Origin of the sequence: Segniliparus rugosus ATCC BAA-974 (assembly GCF_000185725.2) — a bacterium.
GTDB classification, from domain to species: Bacteria; Actinomycetota; Actinomycetes; order Mycobacteriales; family Mycobacteriaceae; genus Segniliparus; species Segniliparus rugosus.
The window spans coordinates 606,577-633,311 of record NZ_KI391954.1 but is presented as its reverse complement, the minus strand read 5'-3'; the positions used below and the strand labels follow the sequence as shown (position 1 = coordinate 633,311).

Annotated in this window: 18 protein-coding genes, 1 tRNA gene and 3 pseudogenes; 1 reads left to right on the top strand and 21 read right to left on the bottom strand. The window is 70.8% G+C overall.

What is annotated here, in order from left to right; genetic code table 11:
- Positions 1-128: 128 nt before the first annotated feature.
- The 5 genes from HMPREF9336_RS12840 to HMPREF9336_RS12820 form a co-directional block, all read right to left on the bottom strand.
- Positions 129-767, bottom strand: coding sequence for a hypothetical protein (locus HMPREF9336_RS12840; protein ID WP_040585601.1), 639 nt, complete (start codon positions 765-767; stop codon positions 129-131).
- A 458-nt stretch (positions 768-1,225) separates the two neighbouring features.
- Positions 1,226-2,074: a bifunctional DNA-formamidopyrimidine glycosylase/DNA-(apurinic or apyrimidinic site) lyase gene (gene mutM, locus HMPREF9336_RS12835; RefSeq protein ID WP_007467662.1), complete on the bottom strand. Its 849-nt coding sequence runs from the start codon at positions 2,072-2,074 to the stop codon at positions 1,226-1,228.
- The gene (rnc, locus tag HMPREF9336_RS12830; RefSeq protein WP_040585901.1) at positions 2,075-2,824 is read right to left on the bottom strand and encodes a ribonuclease III; all 750 of its coding nucleotides are present in this window, start codon (positions 2,822-2,824) and stop codon (positions 2,075-2,077) included.
- Positions 2,825-3,117: 293 nt separating this feature from the next.
- Positions 3,118-3,732: a YceD family protein gene (locus HMPREF9336_RS12825; RefSeq protein WP_244431666.1), complete on the bottom strand. Its 615-nt coding sequence runs from the start codon at positions 3,730-3,732 to the stop codon at positions 3,118-3,120.
- A gap of 52 nt (positions 3,733-3,784) precedes the next feature.
- Positions 3,785-4,567 carry a flotillin family protein gene (locus HMPREF9336_RS12820; protein WP_040585898.1) on the bottom strand — a complete coding sequence of 261 codons (783 nt, stop codon included), beginning with the start codon at positions 4,565-4,567 and terminating at the stop codon, positions 3,785-3,787.
- A gap of 270 nt (positions 4,568-4,837) precedes the next feature.
- Here HMPREF9336_RS12820 and HMPREF9336_RS12815 point away from each other — a divergent pair.
- Positions 4,838-4,921, top strand: a tRNA-Leu gene (locus tag HMPREF9336_RS12815).
- A 50-nt stretch (positions 4,922-4,971) separates the two neighbouring features.
- On the opposite strand, the gene HMPREF9336_RS12810 is transcribed toward HMPREF9336_RS12815, so the two are convergent.
- The 16 genes and pseudogenes from HMPREF9336_RS12810 to HMPREF9336_RS12735 form a co-directional block, all read right to left on the bottom strand.
- Positions 4,972-6,036 carry a polyprenyl synthetase family protein gene (locus tag HMPREF9336_RS12810; protein ID WP_007467658.1) on the bottom strand — a complete coding sequence of 355 codons (1,065 nt, stop codon included), beginning with the start codon at positions 6,034-6,036 and terminating at the stop codon, positions 4,972-4,974.
- A 49-nt stretch (positions 6,037-6,085) separates the two neighbouring features.
- On the bottom strand, positions 6,086-6,721 hold the full coding sequence (idi, locus tag HMPREF9336_RS12805; protein ID WP_007467657.1) for an isopentenyl-diphosphate Delta-isomerase: 636 nt from the start codon (positions 6,719-6,721) through the stop codon (positions 6,086-6,088).
- On the bottom strand, positions 6,718-7,851 hold the full coding sequence (locus tag HMPREF9336_RS12800; RefSeq protein WP_007467656.1) for a terpene synthase family protein: 1,134 nt from the start codon (positions 7,849-7,851) through the stop codon (positions 6,718-6,720). Before HMPREF9336_RS12800 ends, idi begins: the two co-directional genes overlap by 4 nt.
- 28 nt (positions 7,852-7,879) lie before the next feature.
- Positions 7,880-8,947 (bottom strand): annotated as a pseudogene (locus tag HMPREF9336_RS19065) (polyprenyl synthetase family protein).
- 320 nt (positions 8,948-9,267) lie between these two features.
- A pseudogene (eccE, locus tag HMPREF9336_RS12790) lies at positions 9,268-10,179 on the bottom strand (type VII secretion protein EccE); the annotation flags it as partial.
- Between the two features lie 56 nt (positions 10,180-10,235).
- A pseudogene (gene mycP / locus HMPREF9336_RS12785) lies at positions 10,236-11,571 on the bottom strand (type VII secretion-associated serine protease mycosin).
- Positions 11,568-12,944: a type VII secretion integral membrane protein EccD gene (gene eccD / locus HMPREF9336_RS12780; RefSeq protein WP_021030638.1), complete on the bottom strand. Its 1,377-nt coding sequence runs from the start codon at positions 12,942-12,944 to the stop codon at positions 11,568-11,570. The pseudogene mycP and the gene eccD overlap by 4 nt, the downstream one beginning before the upstream one ends.
- Positions 12,945-13,002: 58 nt before the next feature.
- Entirely contained in the window at positions 13,003-13,911 is a 909-nt protein-coding gene (locus HMPREF9336_RS12775) for an ESX secretion-associated protein EspG (RefSeq protein WP_007467646.1), read from the bottom strand.
- Positions 13,902-14,189 carry a WXG100 family type VII secretion target gene (locus HMPREF9336_RS12770; protein WP_007467644.1) on the bottom strand — a complete coding sequence of 96 codons (288 nt, stop codon included), beginning with the start codon at positions 14,187-14,189 and terminating at the stop codon, positions 13,902-13,904. The genes HMPREF9336_RS12775 and HMPREF9336_RS12770 overlap by 10 nt, the downstream gene beginning before the upstream one ends.
- A gap of 39 nt (positions 14,190-14,228) precedes the next feature.
- Complete coding sequence (locus tag HMPREF9336_RS12765) at positions 14,229-14,522, bottom strand: hypothetical protein (protein ID WP_021030637.1); 294 nt, start codon at positions 14,520-14,522, stop codon at positions 14,229-14,231.
- 88 nt (positions 14,523-14,610) lie between these two features.
- Entirely contained in the window at positions 14,611-14,919 is a 309-nt protein-coding gene (locus HMPREF9336_RS12760; protein WP_007467639.1) for a PE family protein, read from the bottom strand.
- Positions 14,916-18,923 carry a type VII secretion protein EccC gene (locus tag HMPREF9336_RS12755; RefSeq protein ID WP_007467637.1) on the bottom strand — a complete coding sequence of 1,336 codons (4,008 nt, stop codon included), beginning with the start codon at positions 18,921-18,923 and terminating at the stop codon, positions 14,916-14,918. The genes HMPREF9336_RS12760 and HMPREF9336_RS12755 overlap by 4 nt, the downstream gene beginning before the upstream one ends.
- Entirely contained in the window at positions 18,920-20,413 is a 1,494-nt protein-coding gene (gene eccB, locus HMPREF9336_RS12750) for a type VII secretion protein EccB (protein ID WP_007467635.1), read from the bottom strand. Before eccB ends, HMPREF9336_RS12755 begins: the two co-directional genes overlap by 4 nt.
- Positions 20,410-22,197 (bottom strand): type VII secretion AAA-ATPase EccA, encoded by a 1,788-nt coding sequence (gene eccA / locus HMPREF9336_RS12745; RefSeq protein WP_021030636.1) that lies wholly within the window; start codon positions 22,195-22,197, stop codon positions 20,410-20,412. Before eccA ends, eccB begins: the two co-directional genes overlap by 4 nt.
- Before the next feature lie 91 nt (positions 22,198-22,288).
- Positions 22,289-26,491 carry an AMP-binding protein gene (locus HMPREF9336_RS12740; RefSeq protein ID WP_007467633.1) on the bottom strand — a complete coding sequence of 1,401 codons (4,203 nt, stop codon included), beginning with the start codon at positions 26,489-26,491 and terminating at the stop codon, positions 22,289-22,291.
- Complete coding sequence (locus tag HMPREF9336_RS12735; RefSeq protein ID WP_007467632.1) at positions 26,488-26,727, bottom strand: acyl carrier protein; 240 nt, start codon at positions 26,725-26,727, stop codon at positions 26,488-26,490. Before HMPREF9336_RS12735 ends, HMPREF9336_RS12740 begins: the two co-directional genes overlap by 4 nt.
- Between the last annotated feature and the right edge of the window lie 8 nt (positions 26,728-26,735).

The following is a 26,735-nucleotide window of genomic DNA, read 5'->3' as shown; positions in this document are numbered from 1 at the left end:
CCATGCGCCGCCTGGGGCAGGCGTCCGGGCAGGTCGGCGCGCTCGGCTCGACCACACCAGCGTGCCCCTTGATCGACATCGCCGACGCGTCCCGATGCGCGGGCGGGTTGATGTCGGCGCGGTCCGGGTCATCGGGTCGGCGTGACGGTCGGCGAGGAGGGGTCCGGTTTGTTGAGCGCCGAAAGGGCGGACCTGTTCAAGTAGTCCCACGTGATGAAAGGCTTGCCGGATTCGTCAAGGGGCTCTCCGTACCCGCTCGACTTGGGCGGCGGCGGATTGGCCTTCGGCTCCATATCCGCTTCTGCGGGCAGACGGGGGTGGCTCGGATCCGCGATGCAAGTATCCGCGAGTGGGACGGGCTGATAGGCCGGCCAGCCTTTATCGGCGTGGTGCGGCGCGACGGCTCCGACCACGATCCTCCCTTCGACTGAATAATCGACCACGTGCTCGTCAGGCTGCTCCCAAAGCTCTTCAAAGAGATACGCCGCCGCAGCGTGGTCGAGGTCGGCCGCCGGTTTGGCGAAACCGACCAGGATCCGGTCGACGGCGTAGGCGATATCCGTTTCCCTTCGCGGAGTTGGCCGAAACGGGGTGTCGCCGTGAAAACCGGAGCTGCTCGAGCAGTACACGCCCGTGACGGACCAGCCCGCCCGCTGCGCGGCGGCGATCTCGTCGGCGAGCCCGGCGTAGCCGCCGCCGGGGACCGGAACCTCAGACCAGCGTTTGGTGTTCGACCGGAAGAATGACGGTGGACGTCGGGCGGCCACAGGAGATTTCATTGTGCCGCCCGGAAATGATGCTTCCGGTCTGAGCCAGGGGTCCGCAACGAGTCGCGCCAGCCTGACCCGGTCGACATCGTTGGCCCGCCACGCAGGGTCTGGCTTCGCGTATTCGCAAGCGTTCACAAGGAACAGCGGGAGCAAAGAACGACCAAGAAGAGACGTTTCATTGCGAGAGCACCGTTCCGTCGGCTTTACTGTGCTTGTCACCGGTGATGTTCTCCATGTCGCCGTTCTCGTACTGCTCTTTCGTCAACGTGGTTGCGACACCGCGGCCTGGCTCGTCCCGACCACACCGCGTCCGCGTCGACGTGGATCTTCGCCATCGGCCCTCCCTGAAGGGCGCGCCCGGCTTTCCGCGAGCCGAGGGGCTCCCAGAAAACTCTCATTCCATAAAACTGGACTCGACCGGGCGGGGCTCCCCTTCAGCGCCGTTTCGCCGCCAGCTACAGCTTCTGGCATTTCGGGCAGAAGTGGGAGCTTCGGTTCATGAACGCCTCCCGGCGGATCGCCGCGCCGCACCGGCGGCAGGGCTTGCCCTCCTGGCCGTAGACGGCCAACCAGTCCGAGAACTGGCCCGACTCCCCGTTCACGTTCACATAGAGGGAGTCGAAGCTGGTCCCGCCCTCGGTGATCGACTCGTGCACGACCGAGGCGACCTCGCCCAGCAGCGCGACGGCCTTGCGCTGGCCCAGCTCGGCGGCGGGCCGCTCGCCGTGCAGCCTCGCCCGCCAGAGGGACTCGTCCGCGTAGATGTTGCCGACCCCGGAGAGCACGGTCTGGTCCAAGAGCACCCGCTTGATCGCCGAGCGCTTGGCCCGGATGCGCCGGGCGGCCTGGACGGGGTCGAATTTCGGGTCGAACGGATCGCGGGCGATATGCGCGACCGGGACGGGGACCAGCTCGCCGTCCACCTCCTTGAGCGGCGCGAACTCCCAGCCCCCGAAGGTCCGTTGGTCGAAGAACTGCAGCGTCCGCCCGTCTGCCAGGTCTGCCTCGATCCGCAGGTGGTTCGGGTTCCCCGGCATTCCTTCCTCGCCAATTCTGAATTGGCCGCTCATGCCGAGATGCATGACCACGGAGTCCTCGCCGTCGAGGACCAGCCACAGGTATTTGCCTCGGCGGCAGACCGCAAGGACGTCGCGTCCGGCCAGCGCGGCGGCCAAGAGCGCGCCGCCGCCGGGATGCCTGCGCGCGGCCCTGGGATGCAGCACGCGGACCTGGCGCAGACGCGCTCCGGCCAGCTCCTCGGCGAGTCCCCGACGGACGACCTCGACCTCGGGCAGCTCAGGCATTCACAGCCCGAGGCTCGGGAGCGCCACATCCTCGCCGCTGATCACGCCCCAAGCGTGGCCCGCCGCTTTCATCTCGGCTTCCTTCTTGGTCCGGCCGGACCCGGTGCCGAGGCTCTTCTCCTCGATCAGCACGACGGCGGTGAAAAGCTTCTCGTGGTCCGGGCCTGCCTCGGCGACCTCGTAGACCGGCGGGCGCAGGCCCCGCCGGGCGCAGAGCTCCTGCAGGCTGGTCTTCCAGTCCAACCCGGCTCCGAGCCGGGCGGCCCTCGCCAGAAGCGGCGCGCAGAGATGCAGCACCACTTCGCGCGCCTTCTCGATGCCGTACTGGATGTGCACCGCGCCGAGCAGCGCCTCAAGCCCGTCCGCGAGGATCGAGTCCTTGTTCTTGCCGCCGGTGCGCATCTCCCCGTTGCCCAGGTACAGGTATTCGCCGAGCCCGCCTTTGCCGAGCCTTCGGGCGATCTCCGCGAGTGAGATGGTGCTGACGATGTTGGCCCGCAGTTTGGCCAGCTCGCCCTCCTCCTTGTCCGGGTGGGTGACATACAGCTGTTCGGTGATGACCAGGCCCAGCACCGTGTCGCCGAGGAACTCCAGCCGCTCGTTGGTGGGGACTTCGCCGTGCTCGTTCGCCCACGAGCGGTGCGTCAGCGCGAGGGTCAAGAGCGACTCCTGCAGCGTCACCCCGATGGAATCGAAAAGCTCCGCCGGGTCGGACACGACGCACTCGGAGGCCTTGCGGCGCTTGTCCACCGAACGGACCGGGCCGGCGGATTTCGGCTTCGAAGCCGAGGCGGGCTTGCCCGCGACGGCGTCCTTGCGCCCGCTCGCGGCGCGTTTCTGCGGAGCGGCCGAGCGCGCGGGCGGGCGCCTGGACTCCTGCTGGGCCGCTCGGACCGGAGCCTTCGCGCGCGCGGCCCCGGCGTGGATCGCGGTCAGGTCCAAGTCGTCGCCGGCGCCCCCGTCTTCGGGGTCGACCCTGGGAGCCAGGAACTGCACAGGCTCGACGGCGGGGGGCCCGTCCTGGCGCTCGTCCGACTTGCTCATCACTTGTCTCCAACCTCTTTTCGGTTTGACTGATTCCCCGCTCCCCCGTCCGGCTCAGGCCCGGGTTCGGACGCGCCGAACTTCCCGAGCAGCCCCGCCCATCGCGGGTCGATCTGCTCGTGGCTGTGATCTGCGGGAACGGTCGCCAAAAGCACGCCGCACTCCACGCAGATGCCCCTGCAGTCCGGATCGCACAGCGGCGAAAGCGGGAAGCCGAGGACGACCGCGTCGATCACCGACTGCTCCAGCCCCACCTTGCCGCCGATCGCCACCGGAGCTTCCTCGTCCCCCTCGACCGGCGAAAAGCTGAAGAACTCGCGGAACGAAGCCTCAGTCGAGCCCGTGAAACGCTCGAGGCAGCGCGAGCACTCCCCAACGACCGGAGCGCGGAGGCGCCCGGAGACCGCGACGCCGTCCTCCGTCTCGAACAACTCCACGGCGAGCGAGACCGGAGCCCCTTGCTGGACGGCGAGCAGCTCACCGCCGATCCGATCCGGGGCCGGAAAGTCCAGCTCCCCGCGCAACGGCTCCGAGCCCGGCTGCAGCTGACGGATGTCCAGCGTCCACGGATCACGCGGATCGAAGACGCGCGCCAAAGCATCGGGACTGGTCACCCGCACGAGAATACGCGAGATCCATCCGTCGCGCACATTCGGCGCGCCCGTTTCACCTGCGCGATTCGACGCGTTCCCGATTCTCACGAGTATTGGGCAGGCTGTCGATCAAGTCGTGCGTCCCGGCCCCCGCGCGCAGTTGCTGGCGCCCCCGCGCGACCGTGCGGCTGGTGGTGACGAGGAACTCCTCGAACTCGGCCAGTTTCGTGTCCACGTAGAAGTCGCATTCGGCCCTGGTGCGGTCCGACTCCGCGTGCGCGGCGTCCACCACGCGCGTGGCCTCGGCGCGGGCCGCCTGGGCCACCTCGCTCTGCGAGACCAGGCGGCGCTGCTCGGCGAGCCCCTCGTTCACCGCGTGCTCGTACGCCGAATTGCCCGCCTGGAGCAGACGCTCGGACTCCTCCCGCGCCCGCGTGGTCGAGGACTCGTACTCGCGCTGCGCCTCGTGGCGCAGGCGCTCGGCCTCTTGCTGCGCCTCGGCTAGGAGCCGTTGCGCCGTGGAGTGCGCCTCCTTGACCGTCCGGTCGGCCTGCGCCGCCGCGTCGGAGGTGATCCGCTCCGCCACGTGCTTGGCCTCCTCCACCGAGGACTCCGCCTTCGCGCGCGAGTCCTCGACCGTGTTCTGCGCGTACACCCGCGCCTCTTCGATCAACCGGTCGCGCTGGTCGAGCACGTCCTGCGCGTCGTCGACATCGGCGGGCAGGGCCTCCTTGATGTCGTCGATCAGCTCCAGGACGTCGCCTCGGGGGACGACGCAGTTCGAGGTCATCGGGACGCCCCTGGCCTCTTCCACGATCGCGCCGAGCTCTTCCAGCGCTTCGAACACTCGGTACACGGTCCACCTCATTCTGCTTGTTCCTTGGTGCTTACTCCCATTGTGCCCCCGGCCACGGCCTGAGGCGATCACAATTCCGGCGTGTCTCGAGGTGCGGTTGTGACTGAAGTGATGCATGAGAAGCAGGGCGCCCCTCCCCCAGGGCAACAAGGCCGCCGCATCTCGCGCGGGCGAAACCGATTGGCCAGAGCGGCGAACCCCTGCTACTATCTACCACTGCACCGGGCCACCCACCCGGAGCAAGTCTTGCTGATCAAGTCAGCACACCCTGTCGAGGTGGCGAAATGGCAGACGCGCTAGCTTGAGGTGCTAGTGTCCGATAAGGACGTGGGGGTTCAAGTCCCCCTCTCGACACAAAGAGCCGTAAGGCCAAAATCGCGCGGGCGGGGTTCGCCGTTTTACGGTCAGCGGCCCGTTTGGCCGACAAGCCCGGACATGTCCGTGCCCGTATCGACGGAGCGGACCAGCGCGCTCAGCTGCGCGGCGGTGCGGGGGTCCGTTGTGATTCGGGGAATCAGCTCGAGCGCGGTGCGCATATGCGTCGCGATCACGGTCTCGAGCCATGTCCTGGCTCCCGCCTGTTCGAGCAGCCCTCGGATGCGGAGCAGTTCGGCGTAGTCGGCGACAGTTTTGGCCTGGTAGTAGGCGGCCAGTTCGTCGCCGACGGGACCGGGTTGCTGCCAGGCGAAGGCCACGGGGGCGGTGACCCGTCGTTCCCGCAGGTCCGAAAGAGGGTCGTGCAGATCTCCGTGCGGGTTGTCCCAGATGTTCTCCAGGTCGTTGCGGAACTGGAAGGCCATGCCGAACGACAGGCCGAATTCGGCGGCGGCGCTGACGCTGTCGGCCGGGGCTCCGCTGCACAGCACTCCGCTGGCGACGAAGTATTCGACCGGGTTGCCGGCCTTCGCGGCGGCCACGTCGATCACCTGCTCCAGACTGCCTGCCCGGTTCTGTTCGACCAGCGTCTCCGCCGCTTGACCGGCGTACATGGTTTGCGCGCAGGCGGCCATTCGATCCTGGATTTCGTCCCTGGCCCCGGCAGGCGCGTCACGGAGCGTGCGGAAGGCCAGCGCGAGCAGCGCGTCTCCCAGATGCACCGCGGCGGGCGCGCCGAACGCCTTCCACACCGCGGCGCGCCCGTATCGGCACTCGTCGTGGTCGACCAAATCGTCGTGGACGAGCGCCGAGGCCATCAGAAGCGTGTTCGCGGCGGCGACGGCGCGGGCCCGCTCCCACGCGGATCCAGGGGAGCCCGAGGCGAGAAACGTCAATGTCGCCGCCCGTCGGCGCAGGATCCGCCCGTGCGGGTCGGCGGCGGTTCCGTCGGCTTCGACCCAGCCGAAATGGTATTCGGCCATGCGCCGCAGCGGTTGCGCCAGGGTCGACACCGCGTCGCGCAGCGGGGCGTCGACGTATCGGACCACCTCCTGGCGCACCTCGTTGAGGGAGTGCTGGGCGCAATCGGGCATGCGTATCACCTTCTAGCGGTCGGGCATTCGGGACGGTCCCGAATGGGGTTTATTGGAGATAGCCGGGCAGCTCGTTCGTGCGGTCGGCTCTTTCGTAAGGGGCTTGGTGCTCTCCGAGTTCTTTCATTTGGAGTCGGCACCACGGCGACAGGCCCATGGCTTCGGGCTGGCGGGCCAGTTCGACGAACGAGTCCCAGCGGAGCCAGAGTCCGCCCTCGACCTCTTCGGGGTTCGGCGAGAGTTCGCGGGAGTCCACACGGGCCACGACCACGGGGCAGTACTCCCATTCGACAATGTTCGCGCTCGACACCGCGCGATAGCTGAAATGCGGGAGCACCGTGGACAATTCGCGTATCTCGCAGCCGAGCTCCCGGCGCACCACGCGGCGCGCGGCGTGGTGCAGCGGCTCTCCGGGCAGCGGATGTCCGCACGCGGAGTTGGTGACGACGCCCGGCCACGTCAGTTTGCTGCGCGCGCGCTGGCTGACGAACAGGCGGCGGTCTTGGTCGAACAGATAGCACGACAGGGCCAGGTGCAACGGCGTCTCGGCGTCGTGCACGGTGGCTTTCGGCGCGCTCCCTGCGGGCAGCAACGCGTCGTCGAGCAGCACGACATGCTCCGAATCGGCCGTCAGCGGCGGCTGCTTCGGAGCAACAGGAAGCCGACGCTCGTTGTGGATGATCATCGTCCCTCCGATGCGTGGCGGCTGGCCGGGGTGAAGACCGTGCGGTCGGGGTAGATGTGCATGGTGGCGGCCACGGGCTCTTCGGCGAGCCAGAGGCCGGCGACGCCGTGGTAGCGGGGATTGACGGCGTGGAAGGCGATGGTGCCGCTGAGCAGGTAGTCGAGCCCGATGAGGTATCGGCGGACGGCTTCCTGATCCGAGAAGGGGTGGTCGAAGGCTTCGTCGCGCAAGCGGTAATAGGCCGCTTCGGTTGCGCGGATCTCGTCGCAGACGGCGTCGGCGGCGGCTTGCACGGACATGCCTTGGCGCCGGGCCAGCACCAAGACCAGGTTGGTGGCGTTGTTCTCCTCGAACATCTCCTTGCGGAAGGAGAACAAGCTGTTGACATGCATCATGTGCCAATTCACTACTTGGGATATGTCGCGCAGGAGCGTGCTTTCCTGTTGCTCGGCTCCGATGTCAACGCCCAGGCTGTATTCCAGCAGGCGCAGCACGACCGGCACACCGCCGACGCTGGCGTGCGTTCGTCGGTAGGAGTCGATGTCGTTGATCTCGTCGTGCAGCTTGCTGGTGTTTTCACGAAGACAGCTTTCTGCGTGGGCGGCCATATCGGCAAGGAGGCAGTCCACGTGGCGCTGGCTCATCCCGGTCGCAAGAAGCTCGCCGATCACGTGCGACATCGCCTGCGCGACTCGGCGCGCAGGCCCGTCGCCCTCGAGCGAGAATCCTTTGAGGAGGGCGGCCATGTCGGCCCGAAAGTTGGCGGCGGACCGTTTCTCCATGGTGGCGCTGTCGAGGATGTCGTCGACCACGAACATCAGTTGGAGCATGTCGCAGATCGGGCCGATCCGGTCCGGCAGAGCCAGCGGAAGACCGTACAACGCGGCGTGGTGGTGCCGAGCGCCGGTGAAATCGGCGAACGCGTCCTCTGTCTCGAACAATGCCGCCAGGTGCAGCTGGCAAAACCGCGCGCCTCGGACGTCTTGCTCGTCAGCGGCCGGGTGCAGGCGCGCGCTCGGCAGCCGCACCCGCAGCTCGTCGAACGTCACTCGCAACGGCCACGTATCGCTGTTGCCGAGAAGGTGCTCCGGTGGAGCCGAAATCGCCGCGACGTTTCTCGAAGTCGGCATGGTGGCTTCCTCTTTCCGTGGTCCGATGTCAGTGGTTACGTCTCAGCAGCAGATGCGCGAGGGCTTGGAGTTCGGCGGCCGGACCGGGTTGGGACGTGAGGTTGTCCAGGCAGTCCAGCGCAGCGGCGATATGCCGCTCGGCCCCCGCCATGGCCCAGCTTCGGGCTCCAGCCTCCTCGACCGCGGCGATCACCTCGCCGCATTCCCTGTCCGACAGCAGCTCTCCGCTGGCGTACGCCGCCGACACGGTCTCGGCGGCGGGCGTGCCCAAGCCAAGCACGTAGGCGATCGGCAGGGAGAGCTTGCGCGCCCGCACATCGGAGCCGCGCGGTTTCCCCGTCTGGGCGCTCTCCCCCCATATTCCCAGGACGTCGTCGACGTATTGGAACGCGATGCCAAGGTGGCGGCCGAACGCCGACAACTGCTGCTGCTAGTCGAGATCGACGCCGGCGGCGCTGCCCCCGAGCACGCATGCCAACGCGATCAAAGCCCCCGTCTTGCTGGCGGCCATCGCTTCCACTTCCGACACGGTGGCTCCAGAGCGGCCCTCGAGCAGGATGTCGAGGTATTCGCCTTCGATCACCTCGGTGAACGAGTCGATGACCTTGCCGACGCTGTCGCAGGCTGTTCCGCTCTGCATGGCGGCGGCCCGGCCCATTGCGAGGAAGAACAGCGCGTCGCCGGCCAGCATCGCCGCCGGGACGCCGAACACCGTCCATGCGGCGGGCCGTCCCCGGCGTTGCCGGTCGCCGTCGATGATGTCGTCGTGCAGCAGAGAGGCGTTGTGCAGCAACTCGACACACACCGCGGCGTCCACCGCGAGCGCCGCGGCGCCGCCGAGCGCTTCACAGCTCAGCGTCGCCAGCGCCGCTCGAACGGCTTTGCCGCCGTAACGGATGGGAGCCACGCCAGCGTCCCAGCCGAAGTGGTACTCGATGACCCGACGAACATGCGAGGGCGTCTCGGCGATAGCCTCGCACACAGCCGGGAATACCAATGCCGCGCTGTCGGCCAGCACTGCGGACGCGGAGCGAACCCCGTGGCGATCAACGACCTTGCCGCACTGACGCTGAACTGACGCTTGCTCAACCCGCATCCGTCCTCAACCTATCGCTCTTGGGATGACATCGTGACCCACAAACATCGATTCGTCGCACGGGAGCCTTGACACAACAAGAGGATCGAAACAACGGGCTGCTCACTGCGGACTACTGTTGTGGCCGCGCAAGGATATGCACTTCCTTGTGCTCGAGGCTTTCACCGCCTCGTGACCTAGATCATAGCATGGCGCATCGTGGAATGTACATACGTATTGCGAACATTCGATGTACTCTCGCCAACATCCGATCCGGCTCCGCCGCCGACCGCGCCCCTTCGCTGCGAGGGGCAGGCCGGGGCGAACGCCGAGCGGTCGGGTCAGCGCAGCAGCGACAGCTCGCCGAGCAGCTCGGCGGTGACTTCGGCTGACTCCCCGCCGAGCTGGTCCGCCACCTGCGGGCGCAGCGCCCGCAGCACCGGCAGATGCTCGCCCGAGCACGGCTCCAGACCTGCCAACGGGGCGCGGGGCGCGGGTTTGTCGCCGGTGCGCAACGCGCAGACGACGGCGAGCCGAGGGGCGCGCGGGGCTCCGGCGAGCTCCAGCGCCACCCATCGCTCCGAGGCGGGGAGGCCCCGAACGGCCCGCAGGACGCCGGGCAGGGCGGCGTTCGCGCGGACCCGGTAGGCGGCCAGATATCCGCGCTCGTCCGCGACCGCTCGCCATCCTTCTTTCGCGCCCGGCGCGAAGTCCGGCCCGTCCGGGCGCTCCGCCGCGCGCGCCTGCCAGCCGAGTTCGCGCAAGTGGTCGGCCAGACGACGGCGCGCTGTCTCCGCTGTCTCGCGCAATGGGATCCGGGGCGAGCGCCCCGCGAGCGCGGCCAGGTTGTCCGCCGCGCTCAATGTGAGGCTCGCCCAGACGCAGCCGTCTGAGCCGCCCTTGTCCGCCAGGGTGATCCGGATGGACGAACAGGACACGCCGTATCGGTCGAGGTATCCGGCGAGGAGCTCCACAGGGACTTCGCCGCCGGAAGCCGGGGGCACAAGCTCCAGCGCCACCGTGCTGAGCGCGCCGGCTCCGGCCCGGACGATCTCGGCGGGCTCTTCCGGCGCGCTCCGGGAGAACCGCCGGGACAGCATGCGCAGCCGCTTGCCGACGATGTCGGTGGCGAAGAGGCCGCGCCACCATATCGACAGCGCCAGCGCGAGCGTCCCTGCCGAAGCCGCGGCCCACCGACCGGTGAGATCGCGGCGGCACAGCGCGAAAACGGCGGCCACGACCAGGGTCGACACCAGCGCCAGGCGGAACGTTCCTGGAGCCGGCGGACGGTACAACTGCACTCGTGTGCTCATTCGGCGCTCTCCTGCCGACGACGGGCGGCGGCCGCACCGGCTGCGATCACCGCGATCAGACATATGCCGGAGCCCGCGAAGGCGAGCCTGCGCGGCAGGGGGTCCTCGGGCTTCGGCGCGGACGGAGCCGCGACCGCGCGGGCGCTCGGACCGGCGTGGGGAGCCGTCGGCGGGAAGCTCCCAGGTCAGCGCGGCGACCGGGTCGACGGAGCCGACTCCGACCAGGTTCGAGGGCGAACGGCCCGCGTCGCGGACGGTGCGCTCAAGCCGCGCGACCGTCTGACTCGAGGTCAGCTCAGGGAAACGGCTGCGCACCAGCGCGGCAACGCCGGACACGTACGCCGCCGCGAAGCCTGTCCCGTTGATCGGGACGGGCTTGCCGTCCTGGCCGAGGACCGCATTGGCCAAACCGCCGTCGGGCCGGTTCGACAAGGACGTGACCGATTCGCCTCGGGCCGAGGCCCCGACCCACGGCCCCGGCATGGTGAACCGCGAAGGGCTGCCGTCCGAAGCGACCGAGCCGACCGACAGCACGTAGGGCTGCCACCACGACGGGGTGGAGATCGAAGCCGCCCCCGACCAGTTCCGGGGGTCCGCCCCCGGCCCGGACAGCGGGTTCGCCCGGCAGTTCGGGCCCGAGCCGTCGATGTCGCCCGAAGCCGCCACGACCACGGCGTCCTTGTCCACCGCCGCGTAGCGCAGCGCGGCTCCGAGCGCCGCTTGGTCGACGGGCTTGGCCGCCGAGACGCAGATCGGGACGGACACGTTGATCACGCTCGCGCCGAGGTCGGCGGCGCGCATGACCGCGCGCGCCAGGGTTTGGACGGCGCGCGCGAGACCGCCGACCGCAGGATCCTCGTCCGGGGCGCGTTGCGAGAACTTCGCCGAGGTCTGCCGGATGGAGATCAGCCGCGCGTCCGGCGCGACGCCGGAGAACCCGTCCTCGCCCGGCTGGGCTCCGATGATCCCGGCGACCAAGGTGCCGTGCCCGTCGCAGTCGACCAGGCCGTCCGTCGCCTGGACGTAGTCCCCTCCCGGAAGGACGCGCAGCCGGGGGCTGGGCTGCGCCCCGGTGTCGATGACGGCGACGGTCTGCCCCGCCCCGCGCGAGAAGCGCCACGCCTGCACGAGGTCCGCCGGGGGTTTCTCGGCCCGAGGGAAGCCGGGGGCCAGCAGCGTGGCTTCGCACGCGCCGATCTGCATGACGGAGCCGCCGGGGGCGGAGTCCCTTGGCAGCGCGGCGGGGTCCGCAACCGGGCGCGGCGCGGCGCACGCTGGCGGGGCCGCCGCCGCGAGCAGCGCAAGGACGAGGGCGAGCGCCGGCCTCGTCATCGGTCGAGGACCAGGGCGAACAGGCCGACAAGGTACGCGATGACCGGCAGCAACGACGCGTCGAGACCGGAAGCGACGAACCCGAGCGCCCTCCGGGTCGGGAGCGAATAGCTCTCGGCCTGGCCGATCTTCGGGTTGGCGACGACGACCACGAGCGCGGCGACCAGCGCGGCGAGCGCGCCGAAGGAGCCGAGGGCCGCGGGGAACCGGCCCGAGGCGGCGAACGCCGCGGTCAGCGCCGTCGCGGTCAGGAACGGGACCGCGAGCAGCCATGCCTTGCAGACCGCCGAGTCCCAGACCCTGGCGCGCAACGCGGCCCCGGCCCCGGTCGCGACGACCAAGTACCACGCCAACGGGCTGTGCGCGGCGGAACCGACCGCGAGCGATCCGAGCACGGCGAGCAGCGACGCGCCCGCGATGAATCCGCTCTGATGCGAGTCGCTCAGCTTGACGCGGCGCGGCAGGTCCCTGAGCACCGATATCGGCGGCGCGGACGGAGCTGGGTCGCCCGGCGCGGGGATCGTGGGCAGGGGCAGACGGGCCGACAGCGCCGAGAGCTGCGCGGCTTTGACCGTCACCAGCAGGGCCGCCGCGATCAAGCCGCAGCCCAGCGTCATCATGGGCGGGCTCCAGAGCGTCTGCGCCGCGGCGGCCCCGACGAGGCCGAGGCCGACCACGACCGCCGAAGTGAAGAACGCGACCAGCTCGCGCGCGACGATCAGGTACACCGCCGACCACGCTGCCGCGCCCGAGGCGGCGAGCAGCGCGCGGGGGGCCGCGCTGTCGCCGGGCAGCGCCAACGCCAGCGCGCAGACGATGGGGGCCAACGCCGTGGCCGCCAGCTCGCAGCTGAGCGGCCGCGAGCACGGTCGGGACAAAAGCGCGCCGCCCGCGACGAGCAGGGCGACCGCGCCGAGCGCGGCCAGACCGATCGCGGACCCGGTCTGGAGACGGTGCGCGGTCGCCAGCGCCGTCGCGACAAGGACCGACCCGACCAGGCCGGTCCGGGCCGCTCGGGCGATGTGCGCCGCGCCCCACGGGCGTGTGCGCGACTCGGAGAAGATGACGGCGGCGTCCGCGACGTCCTCCACGACGCCGGGGGCCGCGGGGCCCGCCGGAGTCGGGCGGAGCGTCAAGAGGTCGCCGTCCACGACGCCGACCGTGTCCAAAGTCGCGTCCGCGCTGAACGGCGCGCCGTGCACCGGCGCGAGGCTCAGCCGCTGCGGGAGGTCGGCGGCCTCGGTGGCGAGCATCCGGTGCACGGAAGGGATGATGTCGCGCATCGGCAGCTGCGTCGGCAGCGCGACCTCGGCCAGTTTCTTGTCGCCGAGCACGGCGACCCGGACGATGGGCATCACGGCGTTGTCGGACATAGTGTTTCGCTTGGCTCTTTCAGATAGGGGCGGGGCCGGGGCGGCCAGTGGCAGCCGGTTAGTTGAAACTCTTGGTCAGGCGCGCGTTCGGGAACCAGCGGCCTTCGGGAAGCTCGGCCGTGAGCTGGTCGACCGCGACCGCGATGGCGAACGGCGTCCCCGGCGCAAAAGTGGACAGCCAGACCCCGTCGGCGGCGCGGCGCGGGCTCACCAGGACGCGGCCCGCGCCGGTGTCCACCACGCTCACGCCGACCTCGGTGCTCCGCTTGGCCGCGCCGTCCCGCTGCCCTGCGACCACTTCGACATAGCTGCGCCTTCCGCGCAGCGCCGCCTGGACGACCGGGCGGGCGGCGGGCGGGATGCCGAGTCGCTCCACGACATCGTCCAGCGAAGCTCCGGAGCGGAGTTTCTCGTCCGCCTTCGCGCCCGCCTCGGCGGGCAGCGTGAACTCGGGGAATTGCGCGGGGGCGCGCTGGCTGAGCCCGGCGACCACGCTCGGGACCAACGCCGAGGGCTCGTCCGCTTCGATCGCGGTGAAGGCGACCAGCTGGGCGTTGCGCAACGCGACCACGGTCTGCGACTGCGTCCGCGCGACGAAGCCGCGCAATAGCTTCGGATGCGCGGAGCCGGGGTCGCCGTCCGCGTGCGGGGAGGCGACGACGTAGCGCAGCTCCAGCCATCGGTCGGGGCGGCAGACAGTGTGGATCCACCCGGCGACGGATGGATCCACACTGCCGTCGGCTCCGACGACCCCGACCTCGGCGAGATCCTTGGCGTGCTGCGCGCCCAGACGCACGCGCTGGCGCTCGTCCTGATAGGGCGCGGTGATCGCCAGCGCCCAGGGAAAGGCGCCAGCGCCAAGGCGCTCGCCGAGGAACCACGCCTGCTCGACCGTCAGCTCTGCGGCGACGGGGGGCCTGTCGGCGCGGCTCGCGGCGCGGACGCCCGAGGGGGCTCCTAGACCCATTTGGCGCCTTCGGCCATGTCGCGGGCGTTCATCGAGAGGGTGTTCTGCTCGTACGAGCTCGCCATCGCCCGATACGCCATCACCAACTCCTCCATACTCTGATTCCACCGCGTCTGCCACGCCTGATAACTCGTCCCGGTGTCACCCTGCCACGCCCCGGCCAACGAAGCCTGCTCGCTCGCCACATCCGCCCCCACCACCTGCAAAGCAGCAGCGAAACCATTCATCTCCGCAGCCTGCGCCAACATCGCCGGATACGTGTACATAATCTGCGTCATCACAAACCGTCCTTCCGAAAAAACATCAAAACCGAATAATCAAATAACCGCGAAACCAGACGAACCCGCGACGTCCTCCGCCACATACGAACCACTCGCATCCGCCAAATTCGCCTGCGCCACGTCCAACAACACATTCACCTTCGCCGCAGCCTCCACAAACCGCGCATGCGCAGCCTGAAACGCCAACGACGACTCCCCCACATGAAACGCCTGCGCCCCCAACGCCGCAGACTCCGCCTGCGCCATCGTCGAACGCATCAACGCCGCCTTCGCGCCAAACGCCGCCTCCGAAGCCACCAACTGCGGAATATGAGCATCCAACAAACTCACGATCACTCCTTCACTTTCCTTGATTTTCTTCTTCGCCGAATTCGGATGAATTCGATCGTGTGATGGTTGAGGAGCAGTTTTCGTCCCCTCAGCCGAGCGCGGTCCCGAAGACGGCCGCGCCCTGCAGATCGCCGACGGCATAGCTCTCCGCCGTCTCGGCGACGCCCAGTCCTGACCTGCCGAGCTCCTCGACGGCCTCGGCTGCCACGGCGGTGTGCGAGGAGCCTCGGGCGCTGAATCCCGCCGCCGCCTGCAGCGACACCGGGTCTGCCGCGGGCGGCACGACGGCCCCGATCACAGGAGCAGCGGCGGCCTGCGCCGCCGCAAGCCGAGCCGTCAGCGCCTCGACTTCCGCGCTGGCGGCCATCAAACCTTCCGGCACAACCTTGAGAATCACTGCGAATGCTCCTTTCCTCGAGCGGTCTGCCCGCCACCGGGCGGGCCTGCGGTTTGGACATAGGTCGGCTCGTCCGAGTCGGACAGCAGGACGCCTCGGCCCGCTGGCAGGCGCTCGAAGCGCTGCCCCCGGATCCGTCCGCCGTCCTGCGGGCTGCCGGAGAGCATGAGCGTCGCCGCCTGCAGCTCGTGGAAGCGGCGCAGCAGCGGGTTGGTCATCAGGGCGTGCCCCGAACCGGTGGCGCGCGCGGTCACGATCACGCGCAGACCCACTTCCCGCGCTTCGGCGAGCAGCCCGACGATCGGCGTCCACGGCTGCCTTCCGGCGTAGGGCCCGCTGAACGCGGGCGCGTCGGAGATCTGGTCGACGTCGTCGATGATCAGGTAGTGCTGTTGCGCGGCGGCCGGGGACCAGTCGCGCAGCTGTTGCGCCGAGAGGCCGGCGGGCGGGCGGCGTTGTTCCAGCAGCGCCCCGAGGCCGAGCATCGCGGGGATGATCCGGTCGATGTTCGGCGTGTACTCGTTGTCGGGGAACAGCGGCTCGTCGGCGAGGCGCAGCCGCCGGTCGACGACGGTGAACGCCACCTCCTCCGCCGTGCTGTTGTCGCGCAGAGCGCGGATGATGTGCCGCAGCAAGGTGGTCTTGCCCGCGCCGGAGTCGCCGAGAACCATGAACAGGGGGTTGTGGCCGAAATCGAGCGCCACCGGTGCCAAGTCTTGCTCGCGCTGGCCGATGACGACCCGCCCCCGCGCCGGGCACAGCGGTTCGAGCGCGGACGGAGCCAGGTTGGTCGGCAACAGCCGGACCTCGGGCGCTTTGGCCCCGGCCCATTGGGCGTTGAGGGATTCGACCGAGCCGAGGTCCGGTTCGGCGAACAGGAAGTGCTCGGCCTGCATGGTCAAACCCCTGCCCGGCTGGTCCGCCGGGACGCTCTCGGCGGGCCGGCGCAACGCGCCGGGCACGCGGACGTTGCTGTCCTGCGCGTCGTGCAGCTTGAGCTCGAGACGAAGGCCGAGCGCGTCGCGCATGGCGAGCGGGACCTCGATCCAGTTCGTCGTCGTGACCACCACGTGGATCCCGTACGCCAGTCCGGCGCTGGCCAGCGCCACGAGCCGCGCGAGCAAGGGGTTGCGGGTGTTGAACTGGTCGGTGTTGTCCCTGCTGAACGCGTAGAGGTTGTCCACGACCAGGAACGTCTCGCCGTAGCCGTCGTCGAGGGCCGGGTCGGCCTCGCGCAGTTGGGCGAGCGAGGCGACGCCGTTGTCCCGGAAGAGGCGCTGGCGCGCCGCGAGCAGCTGCTCCAGCTCGCCGAAGGTGCGGCGGACTCGCTCGGGCTCGAGCGCGCTGGCCACGCTGCCGACATGGGCGAGGCCCGCCAGCGCGTGCAACTGCCCGCCGCCGTAATCGACGCAGTAGAACGACACGTCGCGGGGCGAGTGCAGGGCCGCCGCCGACAGGATGAAGGTCTGCAGGGCGGTCGACTTCCCCGACTTCGGGCCGCCGTGGACGATCATGTTCCCCGCTGCGGAGGCGGCTTCGAACACCAGCGGATCGCGGCGCATCTGGAACGGCCGGTCGATCTCGCCGAGCGGCCAGCGCAGCTGTCCCGCCGCCAGCCCGGTTCGGCGCAGCACGTCGGCCAGCGGCACAGCTTCGTCCAGCGGGGGCAGCCACAGCTGCGGGGCGCGGGGGCCGAACGCGGCGAGCTGGGAGCCGATGGTCGAGATCAGCTTGCGCGCGGGCTGGGCCGGGCGCTCCGGTTCGCCCTTGACGATCACCGTGGTCGGATCGGCGGCCACCGGCAGCGCGGTGAACGGTTTGGGCTGCGGGACGGCGCGGACCTCGACCGCGGTGGTCGGCGCGGGCGGCTCGTACACCCCGTCCACGTAGGTGCTGCGGAACTTGACCGGGACCGCGCCGGGCGAGGGCACCAGGAACCCGACGCCCTTGTGGTCCTTGCCGGACTCGATGTGGTGCGCGTCCTCCGTCCCGATGATCTGGCGCGACGCGCTCGGGCTCGCCACTTTCAGCCCGATCCGGTACGAGGTGTTCTTGTCGATGTCCTTGATCCGCCCGACGTCGAGGGTCTGGGAGGCGAACAGGATGTGGATGCGGAAGGACCGGCCCTTGCGGGCCACGTAGTCGAACAGTTCGGCGTATTCGGGGTGGTCCTGGAGCATGAGGGTGAACTCGTCGGCCACCACGAACAGCGTGGGGATCGGCGGGAGGTCGTGGCCCTGCGCGATGGCCTCCTCGTACTCGCGGACGGAGTTGAAGGCGCTGCCCTGGACGTCCCGCCCGGCCTGTTTGAGCAACTGCTCGCGGCGGGCGACCTCGCCGCGCAGGGTGTCCGCGAAGCGGTCGGCCAGCGAGCGCTTCTCTGCCATGTTCGAGATGACGGCGACGACCTGCGGGAAGTCGCGGAAGATATCGGCTCCCGCCTCGCCCTTGAAGTCCGCGTAGATCACGATCAGCCGGTCGGCGGAGTGGGTGGTCAGCAGCGAGAGCAGGATCGACATCAGGGTCTGGGACTTGCCGGACCCGGTCATGCCGATCATGAGCCCGTGCGGCCCCATGCCGCCCTCGGCCTCGTCCTTCAAATCGAAGTACAGCGGCTCGCCGGAGGCGGTCACGCCGATGGGCACGCGCAGCTCCTCGTCGCGCGGGCGCGGCGACCACAGGGCGGGGACGTCGAGCCGCGAGGCGTCCTCGATGCCCAAGAGCGAGGTGAACGCCGCCCCGCCCGCAGTGGCGGAGCGCAGCCCAGGATGGACCGGGTTCGAGTCCCACCGCGAGAGCCTGCGGGCGATATGCGCGGCGGTCTGCGCGGTCATCTGGTCGGCCTGGCCGATGTGCGGCTGCCACTGGCCGCCGTCCCACCGGCTGATGCTGGCCCCGGACTCACCCCGCTCCACCCGCAGCACCGGCCGCTCGGGGTGGAAGTATTCGCCGAGCTTGGCTTCCTCGCCGCGCAGTTGCACGACGGTGACGCCGTCCAGTCCCGAGACGGGGATCGGCGGGTCCGCCCTGTCGAGATCGTATGCGGGGTCGTCGAGGACGATCAGCAGGTGCTTGCGCGCCTCGCCAGCCGCGCCGAACAGCTCCCGGCCCGACAGGGCGGGGTCGAGCGCCTCGAAAAGCTCGGCCCCCGTCCGGCGCAGGGACCGGGCCGGGCCGACGCCGTCCACCTCGCCGTCCACGTCCACATGCGGCAGCCATTTGAGCCAGAACCAGTCCGGGCCGTCCACCTCGGGTCCGGCCATCGCGATGGCCAGCAGCGTCGGGTCGTGGAAAACGGCGGCTTGGGCCACCCAAGCGCGGACCGCCGCGCGGGCCGCCTCGCCGTCGCCGGTCACGGTGACGCGCGAGATCTCCCGAAGGTCGAAGCCGGAGGGGGCGTCGCGCACAGTCCGCTGCACGTCGAGCAGGCCGCGCAGGACGCTGTGGCTCACCGGCTCCAGGTCGATCTCGTCCGCGACGTCCTTCACCCGCACCGCGCTGGCCAGCGGGACGTCGCAGCGCCCGGCGCGCACCACCAAATAATCCCGGTCGCCGGGGTCGCGCTCCCATTGGCGGCGGGTGCCGGGGAAGGTGGCGAGGTCCTCGGGGTCGGGATGCGACCAGAGCAGCGCCGCGCGCTGCTGGGCCGCGTGCGCGCGCAGGTTCTCCCGGACCACGGACAGATAGCGCAGGTAGTCGGCGCGCTCGGCGTCGACCTCCTCGGCGCGGACCTTGTTGTTCCCGCCCCGGAACAGCGCGGTGGCGGCGAGCAGCAGCACGAACGGGAAGAACAACGTCTGTGGGGAGATCAGCCGGATGCCCGACGCGACGAGCGAGACCACCATGCCGATGATCAGGGCCACGAGGACGACGGGCATGGCCCGGCGCAAGAACGACGGCGGCAGCGTCCTCGGCAGCTGCGGCGGAGCCTCGACCAGCACGGAGCCTTCCGGCGAAGCCGGGGCCGGGAGGCGACGGCGAGGTTCGAAAATCAGACGGCTCATCGGGCTCCTCCCCCGCTCGTGAACGGCTCCGCCGGAGCAAGCCCGTCGTGCGCCAACAAGGCGTCGGCGCGAGAGAGCGTCGGGCCGGGCGCGAAAAGGTCCAACATCGACGCGGGGATCGGCAGCGCCGGGCCGCGCAGGCCGAGCGCCCCGAGCGTCTTGTCGCCGTCCGTCTCGGTGTCGACGCCGTAGCGCACGCCGGTGTCCGAGAGCCACTGATACCCGCCGCCGCCGACCGGCCGCACGAGGTACCCGGAGCCGGGGGCGATGGCGACGTTGGTGGCGGACGCGACGAGCCGCACCGTGCGCGCGGAACTGGACAACGGCAGCGCCGACCCGGCGAGCAACGACCACGAGCCCGACGCGGCCCGCGCCGTCTTGGCGAACCCCGCGCACAGGACCGGGGCTTGCTCCTCGGAGACCGGAACCACCGGAGCGCTCGGGAACGCGCGCACGTCGAGGTCCGACGAGACCGGCAAGCGCGCGATCTGGTCGGCGGTCAGCTGCGGCGGGCGCTGCAGTCCGTGCGAGTCGCTCGCCCGCAGCGCCGAGGCGAGGACCGGCGAGATCCGCTGCACGCCGCCCGCGAGCACCGCGTAATAGGCCAGCGTGTTCGCGCTGGAATAGCTGACCAGCACCGAGCCGACGGGAGCCGCGACGGGGAGCGGGTAGGAAGGCTTCGTCCCCGCGCCGGGGATGGCGGGCACGGCCAGCGCCGGGGATTCGGGGATGGCGTTGAGCAGGCGGGCGGTCACCGGGCGAGCCTCTGGCGGGGCCGCGAAGCCAAGCGCGCTGGTGACGGCGGTGTCGGCGAGGTCGAGCGCGCTGCGCCGCCCTTCCCACAACAGCCACGCGCCCGAGTCGGTGGACACCACCGCCGCGCGTCCTGAGGGCAGCGCGGCGGCTTTGTCGGCCCCGCCGTCCAACGCGCCCGCGATGACGGTGACCGCGTGGTCCTCTGCGGATTCGCACACGGTCCATGCCGCGTCCGCCGAGGCGGACTGCGGCATGCGCTCTGGGGCTCCTGGGATGCCGATCGTGTTGCCGCGCGGGAAACGGTCCAGCTCCGCGCTTCTCACCATGGTCGGATCGACCGCCTTGCCCGCGATGAGCCGGGCCGATGCGAGGTTGAGCACCGGATGCAGGTACTCGCCCACCCGCACGTAGAGCGCGGCGGTCGACCGGTCGGCGAGCACGACGTCGTTCCCCGCAACGCCCGCCGGCCGGATCAGCGAGAACACGAAGCAGCCGATCAGGCCGCTGACCACGAGCAGCGCGCCGACCCCGAGCGATCTGGACTGCGTGCGCAGCGGATCGACGAGCATGCGGGCGTCGTGCAACGCGACCGCCGAGGCGATGCGCCGCGAGACGAACCGCCATCCGGTGACCTGGTGGCCGGTGACGAACCCCCGGCGGTACGTGAGCGGCTCCGGGTGCTCGCTGGCTGGCGTGCGCGACGCGAAAGACCGGCGCTCGTGCTGCTCGCTCACGCGACCGCCACCAGTCCCAGGCCGCGCACGATGGCTTCGACGGAGGCGCGGACATCGCCAAGGGTGACGGTCATCAGGTCGTCGTCGCTGAACTCGTCGGCCCCCGAGTTGTCCAGCCGGTGCTCGCGCTCCTCCTCCGCGCGTTCCACCACGTTCCGGACGAACCGGCCGTTGCCCGCGACGTCGATGCTGCGCCGGGCCACGCCCCGCGCGTCGGGGGCCTCTGCCGCGCACATGGCGGCGAAGGCGGCCAGCAGCTCGTCGGCGGCGGCCGCCTCGAACACGCTGTCGCGGGCTTCGGCCATGGCCGAAGCGATCTCGACCAGTTCGGACGGGGTGTAGGAGGGGAAGGCGATGGAGCGGGTGAAGCGCGAGCGCAGGCCCTCGTTGGTGTCGAGGAACTGGTCCAACTCGGCGCGGTAGCCCGCGATGATGACCACGAGGCGGTCGCGGTCGTTCTCCATGCGGGCCAGCAGGGTGTCGATGGCGACCAGGCCGAAGTCGTTCTTGGCCCCGGTGGACACCAGCGAGTACGCCTCGTCGAGGAAGAGCACCCCGTCGAGCGCGCTGTCGATCACCGCGTTGGTCTTCGCCTCGGTCTCGCCGATGTGCTGGCCGATGAGGTCCGCTCGGTGCACCTCGCGCACATGCTCGCGCTTGAGCAGGCCGAGGCCGCAGTAGATCTTGGCGACCACGCGGGCGATGGTGGTCTTGCCGGTGCCCGGCGGGCCCGCGAAGACGAGATGGTGCGCGCGCTGCCCGACGGCCAGCCCGCGCTCCTGGCGGCGCAACGCCATCGCCACCGAGCTCTTCAAGCGCGCCACCTGGTCCTTGACCTCGTCGAGGCCGATGAACTCGCCCAGCTGCTGTTCTGCCTCGGCCAGCAGGACCGCCTTGCGCTCCTGCGCATCCGGATCGATGAAATCGTCCTCGTCCGGCTCGGTGGCCGGATCCCACGGGTCGGCGCGCGCGGCGATCCGCGCGGCGGTGGTGACGCGCAGGCCGACGCTCGGGTCGGACAGGGCGTGCTCGACGTCGGCATTGTCCGGATGCGCCGCGTACAGGTCTTGCAGCGCCTCTGCTGCCGCCTCGCCCTCGCCGTGATGGCGCAGGCACAGCGCGCGGGCCAGCGCCCCGTCGGTCGCGGCCACCGCGATCGGGCCGCTGGGGTCGTCGAGGTGCGCGAGCGCGGGGGCGACCATGCCGAGCTTGGCGAGCGCGATCCCGAAGGCGACGCGCACGGCGTGCGCGGCGGTCGGGTCGGCCGGCTCGTCGGCGACCACCGGGGCCAGCAGCTCGACGACGTCGGACCAGCGCTCGGCCCGGTTGCGGATGGCGACCGCCGTCCAACGCGCGCGGAACCAGTCGGGACGGCGCCGGGTGACTTCGGCGACCAGCTCGTCGGCCTCGGCGTACGCCCCCGCGTCGGCGAGCGCGGCGGCGTGGGCGAGGCGGTAGTCGTCGGGGCCCTCGGCCCGGAACGCGAGGTACAGCCCGGTGTCGTAGGAGAAGGACAGCTCGCCCGGCAGCAGGCTCGCCGCGTGTTGCAGCCGCTTCGCCGTCGCCGAGGTCCGGGAGATGGCGGCCAAAACCTCGACCGTCGCCTCTCCGGACGCGGCCAGCCCGACCCACGCGTCGCATTGCTCGTGCGCCGCGCGGCAGAGCGCGGCGAAGCCGGCTCGGGCCGAGGGCAGGTCCGCCGGGCGCCGTCTGCCGTCGACGGTGAGGCCGAGCACCCGGCAACACGCGGCGAACCGGCTTGCCAGCTCCGGGTCGATGCTCATCCTCGTCTCCTTGTCGCATGTCCTGACGCCTGTCGCGCTCCTCGCCGCGTCGTCCGCAGGCTTGAGCGTAGCAGATTATTGAAAATCATTTTCAATAAACCCTCTTTTCGAGGAACCCGCCGTGTTCACTCCGTACAAGTCGCGACCGCACAGCGGAAAGTTCCCGGCCGCCGTCGAACTCGGCGACGGCTTCGACTCCGAGCGCGACGGTCCGGCGGTCCGCGAGGTAGTCCGCGTACGAGCGGGCGCCGAGCCGTTCGCCCAAGGCGGCCCACGCGTCGATCACCGCCCACCGGCCCGGATTCCGCTTCGCCCAGCCGCTCCGGTCCAGCCGACGCTTCCACTCGGGCAGGTCGAGCTCCTCGGGGCCGAACTGGGCGAGGAATTCGGCGTACGCCACCTTCGCGCCGCGCGCGACGAGGAGCCCGCGCCCGAGCCCCGCAGACCCCGCCAGTTCCGGCAGCAAGCCGAGGAGTCCCCTCGCCACGGCCCTGCCCGTCGTCACTTCTTCCGTCAGCGCGACGGCGGGGTGCGCGCGCAACGCGGCGCAGGCTTGCGCGATCGACACCAGCACGTCGGCGGAGTCCCGCATCTGATCCGCCGTCCCCAGCACCCTTGGCAGGCGCACCAGGGCGAAATCGAGCTCCGGCGGCGAGCCCGCCACGACCAGCTCGGCGAGCGCTTTGGAAGCCGCGTACGGGTACGCCGAGGCGCGCGGGTCGACCACGCGCGGGGCTGCGGCTTCCGCGCCAACGACGAACGTCGACAAATGCGCCAACCGCGCGCCCCTGGCCGCGCACACCTCGACCAGCGCGGCGACCGGCTCCACGTTCGCCGCCCGGAGTTCGCGGTACGGCGCGAGCACGTTCGTGTTCCCGACGCAGTTCACCACCGTCCGGGCCCCGCTCGCTCGGATCAGATCGTCCAGCTCCTCCGCGCCGAGCCGCGCGGGGGCCTGCGCGATCCGTATTCCGGCGACGCCAAGGATCTCCGTCCACGGCGCGCGCTCGGGGATCTCCGACCGCGCGGCCAGCACCACGTCCGGGAGCCGGGCCCCAGCTCGCCGCAGGTCGAGCGCCGCCTGGGCGAACCCGGTGCCGAGGATTCCCGACGCGCCCAGCACGAGGACCGCGCCCGTGCCGCGCGGGCTCCGCCGGGAGCCGGGAGCCGCCAGGCCTCTGCTGCGTAGGTCCGCGAGGTCGCGGGCGATCTCCGCCGCCGCCTCCGCGTCGACCAGCTCGCCAGGATCCGCCCCGGACTCGGCCACCAGGCGGGCGGCGCTGTCCGCGCGGATCAGGTCGAGGATCGTGAGCGGACGGCCGAGGTACGCGCGGGTGTCGGGGAGGATCCGCATCAGGTCCAACGAGCCGACCCCCTCTGCCAGGAGCGAGGAGTCCGGCCCGACTTCGGTCCCGAGCCGGCTGCTCCAGATCGCCGCGAGGCCCGCCGAGGTCTCGTCCGGCTCGGGACCGGCCGGCCTCGCGTCCGAGGCGGGGGACATCGCCCGCAGGCTGTCGCCGTCGATCTTCCCGTTCGGCTTCCTCAGTATCCGCGCCACGCCGACGACGAAGAAGGAGGCGACCCCCAAGCCGAGAAGGACGCTCCTGAGCCGCGCCGCCGTCTCGGCTTCGGCTCCGCCCTCGCTGGTGCGCCGGGCCTGGAACCACACCCCAAGGCTGCCGTCGCGCGCCTCGACCCCGGCGTCGGCGACTGCGGGGTCCTCGGCGATGCGCCGTGCGACTTCGGCGATGTCCACCCGTTTGCCGGAGATCTTGACCACCGCGTCCCGCCGTCCGAGCAGCACGGGGAAGCCCTCGTCGTCGAACGCCACGCGGTCGGCGGTGGCGAACGCCCGACGCGGCGGCCCTTCGCCGGTCGTCACCGTCCCGAAGCTCGGGCTTTCCATCCCCAGATAGCCAGAGGAGACGAGGTCGCCGACCACGACGACCTCGCCGAAAGCGACGAACACCGAGCCGGGGACCAGCGGCCTGCCCAACCGGGCCGCCCCCGCGTCCGCCAGCTCGTCGGCGAGCGGCAGCGCGGTCGCGACGACCGTGGCCTCGGTCGGGCCGTAGGTGGAGACGAGGGAGACATCCCGCGACACGTCGCAACGGACCCATGTGCCCACAGCGCCGGGGCGGACCGCCTCGCCGCCGATGACGATCTGGCGCAGGGCCGAGCAGCGGAGCGCGCCCAGGGCTTCGCCGTCCTCGCACAGCAGATGCCAGACGGCGGTGGGCAGATCGACGACGGTCGCGCGTTTCCCGACGAGGTCTCGGACCAGCCCGGCGATGTCGCCGGCGCGCACTGCGGCGGAGCGGACCAGCTCCGTCCCGCAGGCCGCGCCGCAGAAAATCTCCTCGACGCTGATGTCCGAGGTCAACGGCGCGCATTGCAGGAGGACGTCGTCTGAGCCCCAGCCGTAGGCGGACCGCGCCGAGGCGCAGAAAAGCGCGAGCGAGCGGTGCGAGATCCGGACGAGCTTGGGCCGCCCGGTCGATCCCGAGGTCGGCATGATGTACGCGGTCCTGTCGGCGAGCCCGTCGTCCCGCGCCACTTGCTCGAACCGTCGGCCCACAAGCTCCCGCGACTCGTCGCCGAGATCCGCCGCCAACCGGACGGCGGCGACGTCGACCACGTGCGCGGCGAGTCCCTGCGCGGCGATCTCGTCCGCCCGCTCGGGAGCCTCGTCGGCGCTGTCGCAGACGCTGTAGCCGCAGCCCGCCAGGTGGCAGGCGACCAAGAGGTCGACCGTCTTGTCGGTGTGGTCGTCGGCGAGCACCACGACCTCGCCCGGCTCGATTCCGCGCCGCGCCAGCCAGGCCGCCCAAGGCAGGACGTGGCCTCGGCGGTCGAGGAACGCGCGGACGCTTCCCTCTGGGTCGAGGAACCACGCGGGGGCGCACCGCCGCTCCGCCGGATCCGCCTCGTCCTGCGGACGGCGGGCCCCGTCCGGGCCGATCTCGGCCCATTCGCCCACAATCGTCGCGATCGGCTGGTCCCACTTCGCCGCCATGGACTCCAGCGCCGCCGCGATCCGCTCCGCGATCCGCGCGGGCCTCTCGTCCTCGGGCAGATCCGCGCGGTCCCAGACCGACAGCCGCAGCGAGCGCCGCTCCTCGTCGAGCACGCACGCCACGGTCATCCCCTCGACCGGGCCGATGTCCGCCGCCGCCGGAGCCTCCGAGAGGAACCTGCGCAGGCCGGGCGCGCACGCCTCGCGGATGAAGTTGAGCGTCAACGCCGCAAGGCGCGAAGTCCGGTTGACCGTCAAATACATCCGGCGGTACTGCTCCTCGCGGAACCATCGGCGGCGCACCGCCGCGACGTACGCCCGGTCGAGCGCGCGGGCGACCTCCCGCGTCGAGGCGAACGGGGGGAACCGGACCGGGTGCGCGACCGAATTGACCAGACACGTCGCGACGTTCAAATCGGGATCGCCGAACCGGTTGTCCACCGCGTGGACCAGAAGGCCCTCGACGCTTTGGCGCAGGCTCGCGTCCACCGCCGTCGCCGCGGCGGCGACGAGGACGTTCAGCGGGACGCGCTCGGCCTCGGCGAGGGCGAGGAGCGTCTCGTACGCCTGCCCGGAGACCAGCGCCTCCCCCTGGCGGACCCCTTTCGCGGCGCTCGCGGGGGCGTCGCGGCGCTCCTGGCCGTCGCCCCGGCGCGCCTCGTCGGCGAGCTCGCGCCGCACGGCTTCGGCGAACCGCCCAGAGGCCTCCTCCGCCTTGGCGTTCTCACGGCGGTGCGCCTCGGCCAGTTTGGCCAGCCCCTCCCCAAGGCCGGGCGCCTGCGCCTCGGCCTCGCCTGCGAGATGCCGCGCCAGTTCGGTCTCGATGGCTCCGGTCGCGCCGCCGTCGAACAGGATGTGGTGCGCGTGGGCTTCGAGCCCGGACACAGCGCCGCGCGCGTCCAGGCGCACGGTGTAGCGCATGAGCGGCTTGCCGAGGAGCCCGTCGGACCACGTTCGCGCGAGTTCGCCCCCGAACGCCGCCGCGTCCTCCTCCTCTGGCCGAACGCGCACCAGGTCGTCGAACCCCAGCCTCGGCGCGAGGTCTGGATAGCCGCCCTCGGCGGGCGCGGCTTCCAGCACGCACAGATGCGCCGGGTTCTTGGCGATCGTCCACGCCAAGGCGGCGAGGAACGCGGGCAGCTCCAGCGGGCGGAACCGGTAGCTCTTGCCGATCAGGTACAACGCCGGATCGTCGTTCTGCAGCACCCCGTTGTAGATGTTCCGCTGGGACCTGCTCAACGCGACGCGGTCCGAGGGGCGCTCTGGCTGCTGCGTCACTCGGCGTTCCCCGGCCCGGCCTGCGCCAACGCGTCCGCCCAGCCCGCGACCGACAGGCTCTCCCCCAGCCGGGACCACAGGTCCGACCCCCGGTCGACGCCGAGCCGCTGCATCAGCAGGACGAAACGGACCGAATCCAGCCCGAGGTCGCGCAGATCGGTGGCGTCGCCGTCGACGAGGTCGTCCTCCGCGATATAGAGCACCTCGCAGAGCGCCGCGAGGACTTTCTCTCGCATCGGCCCAG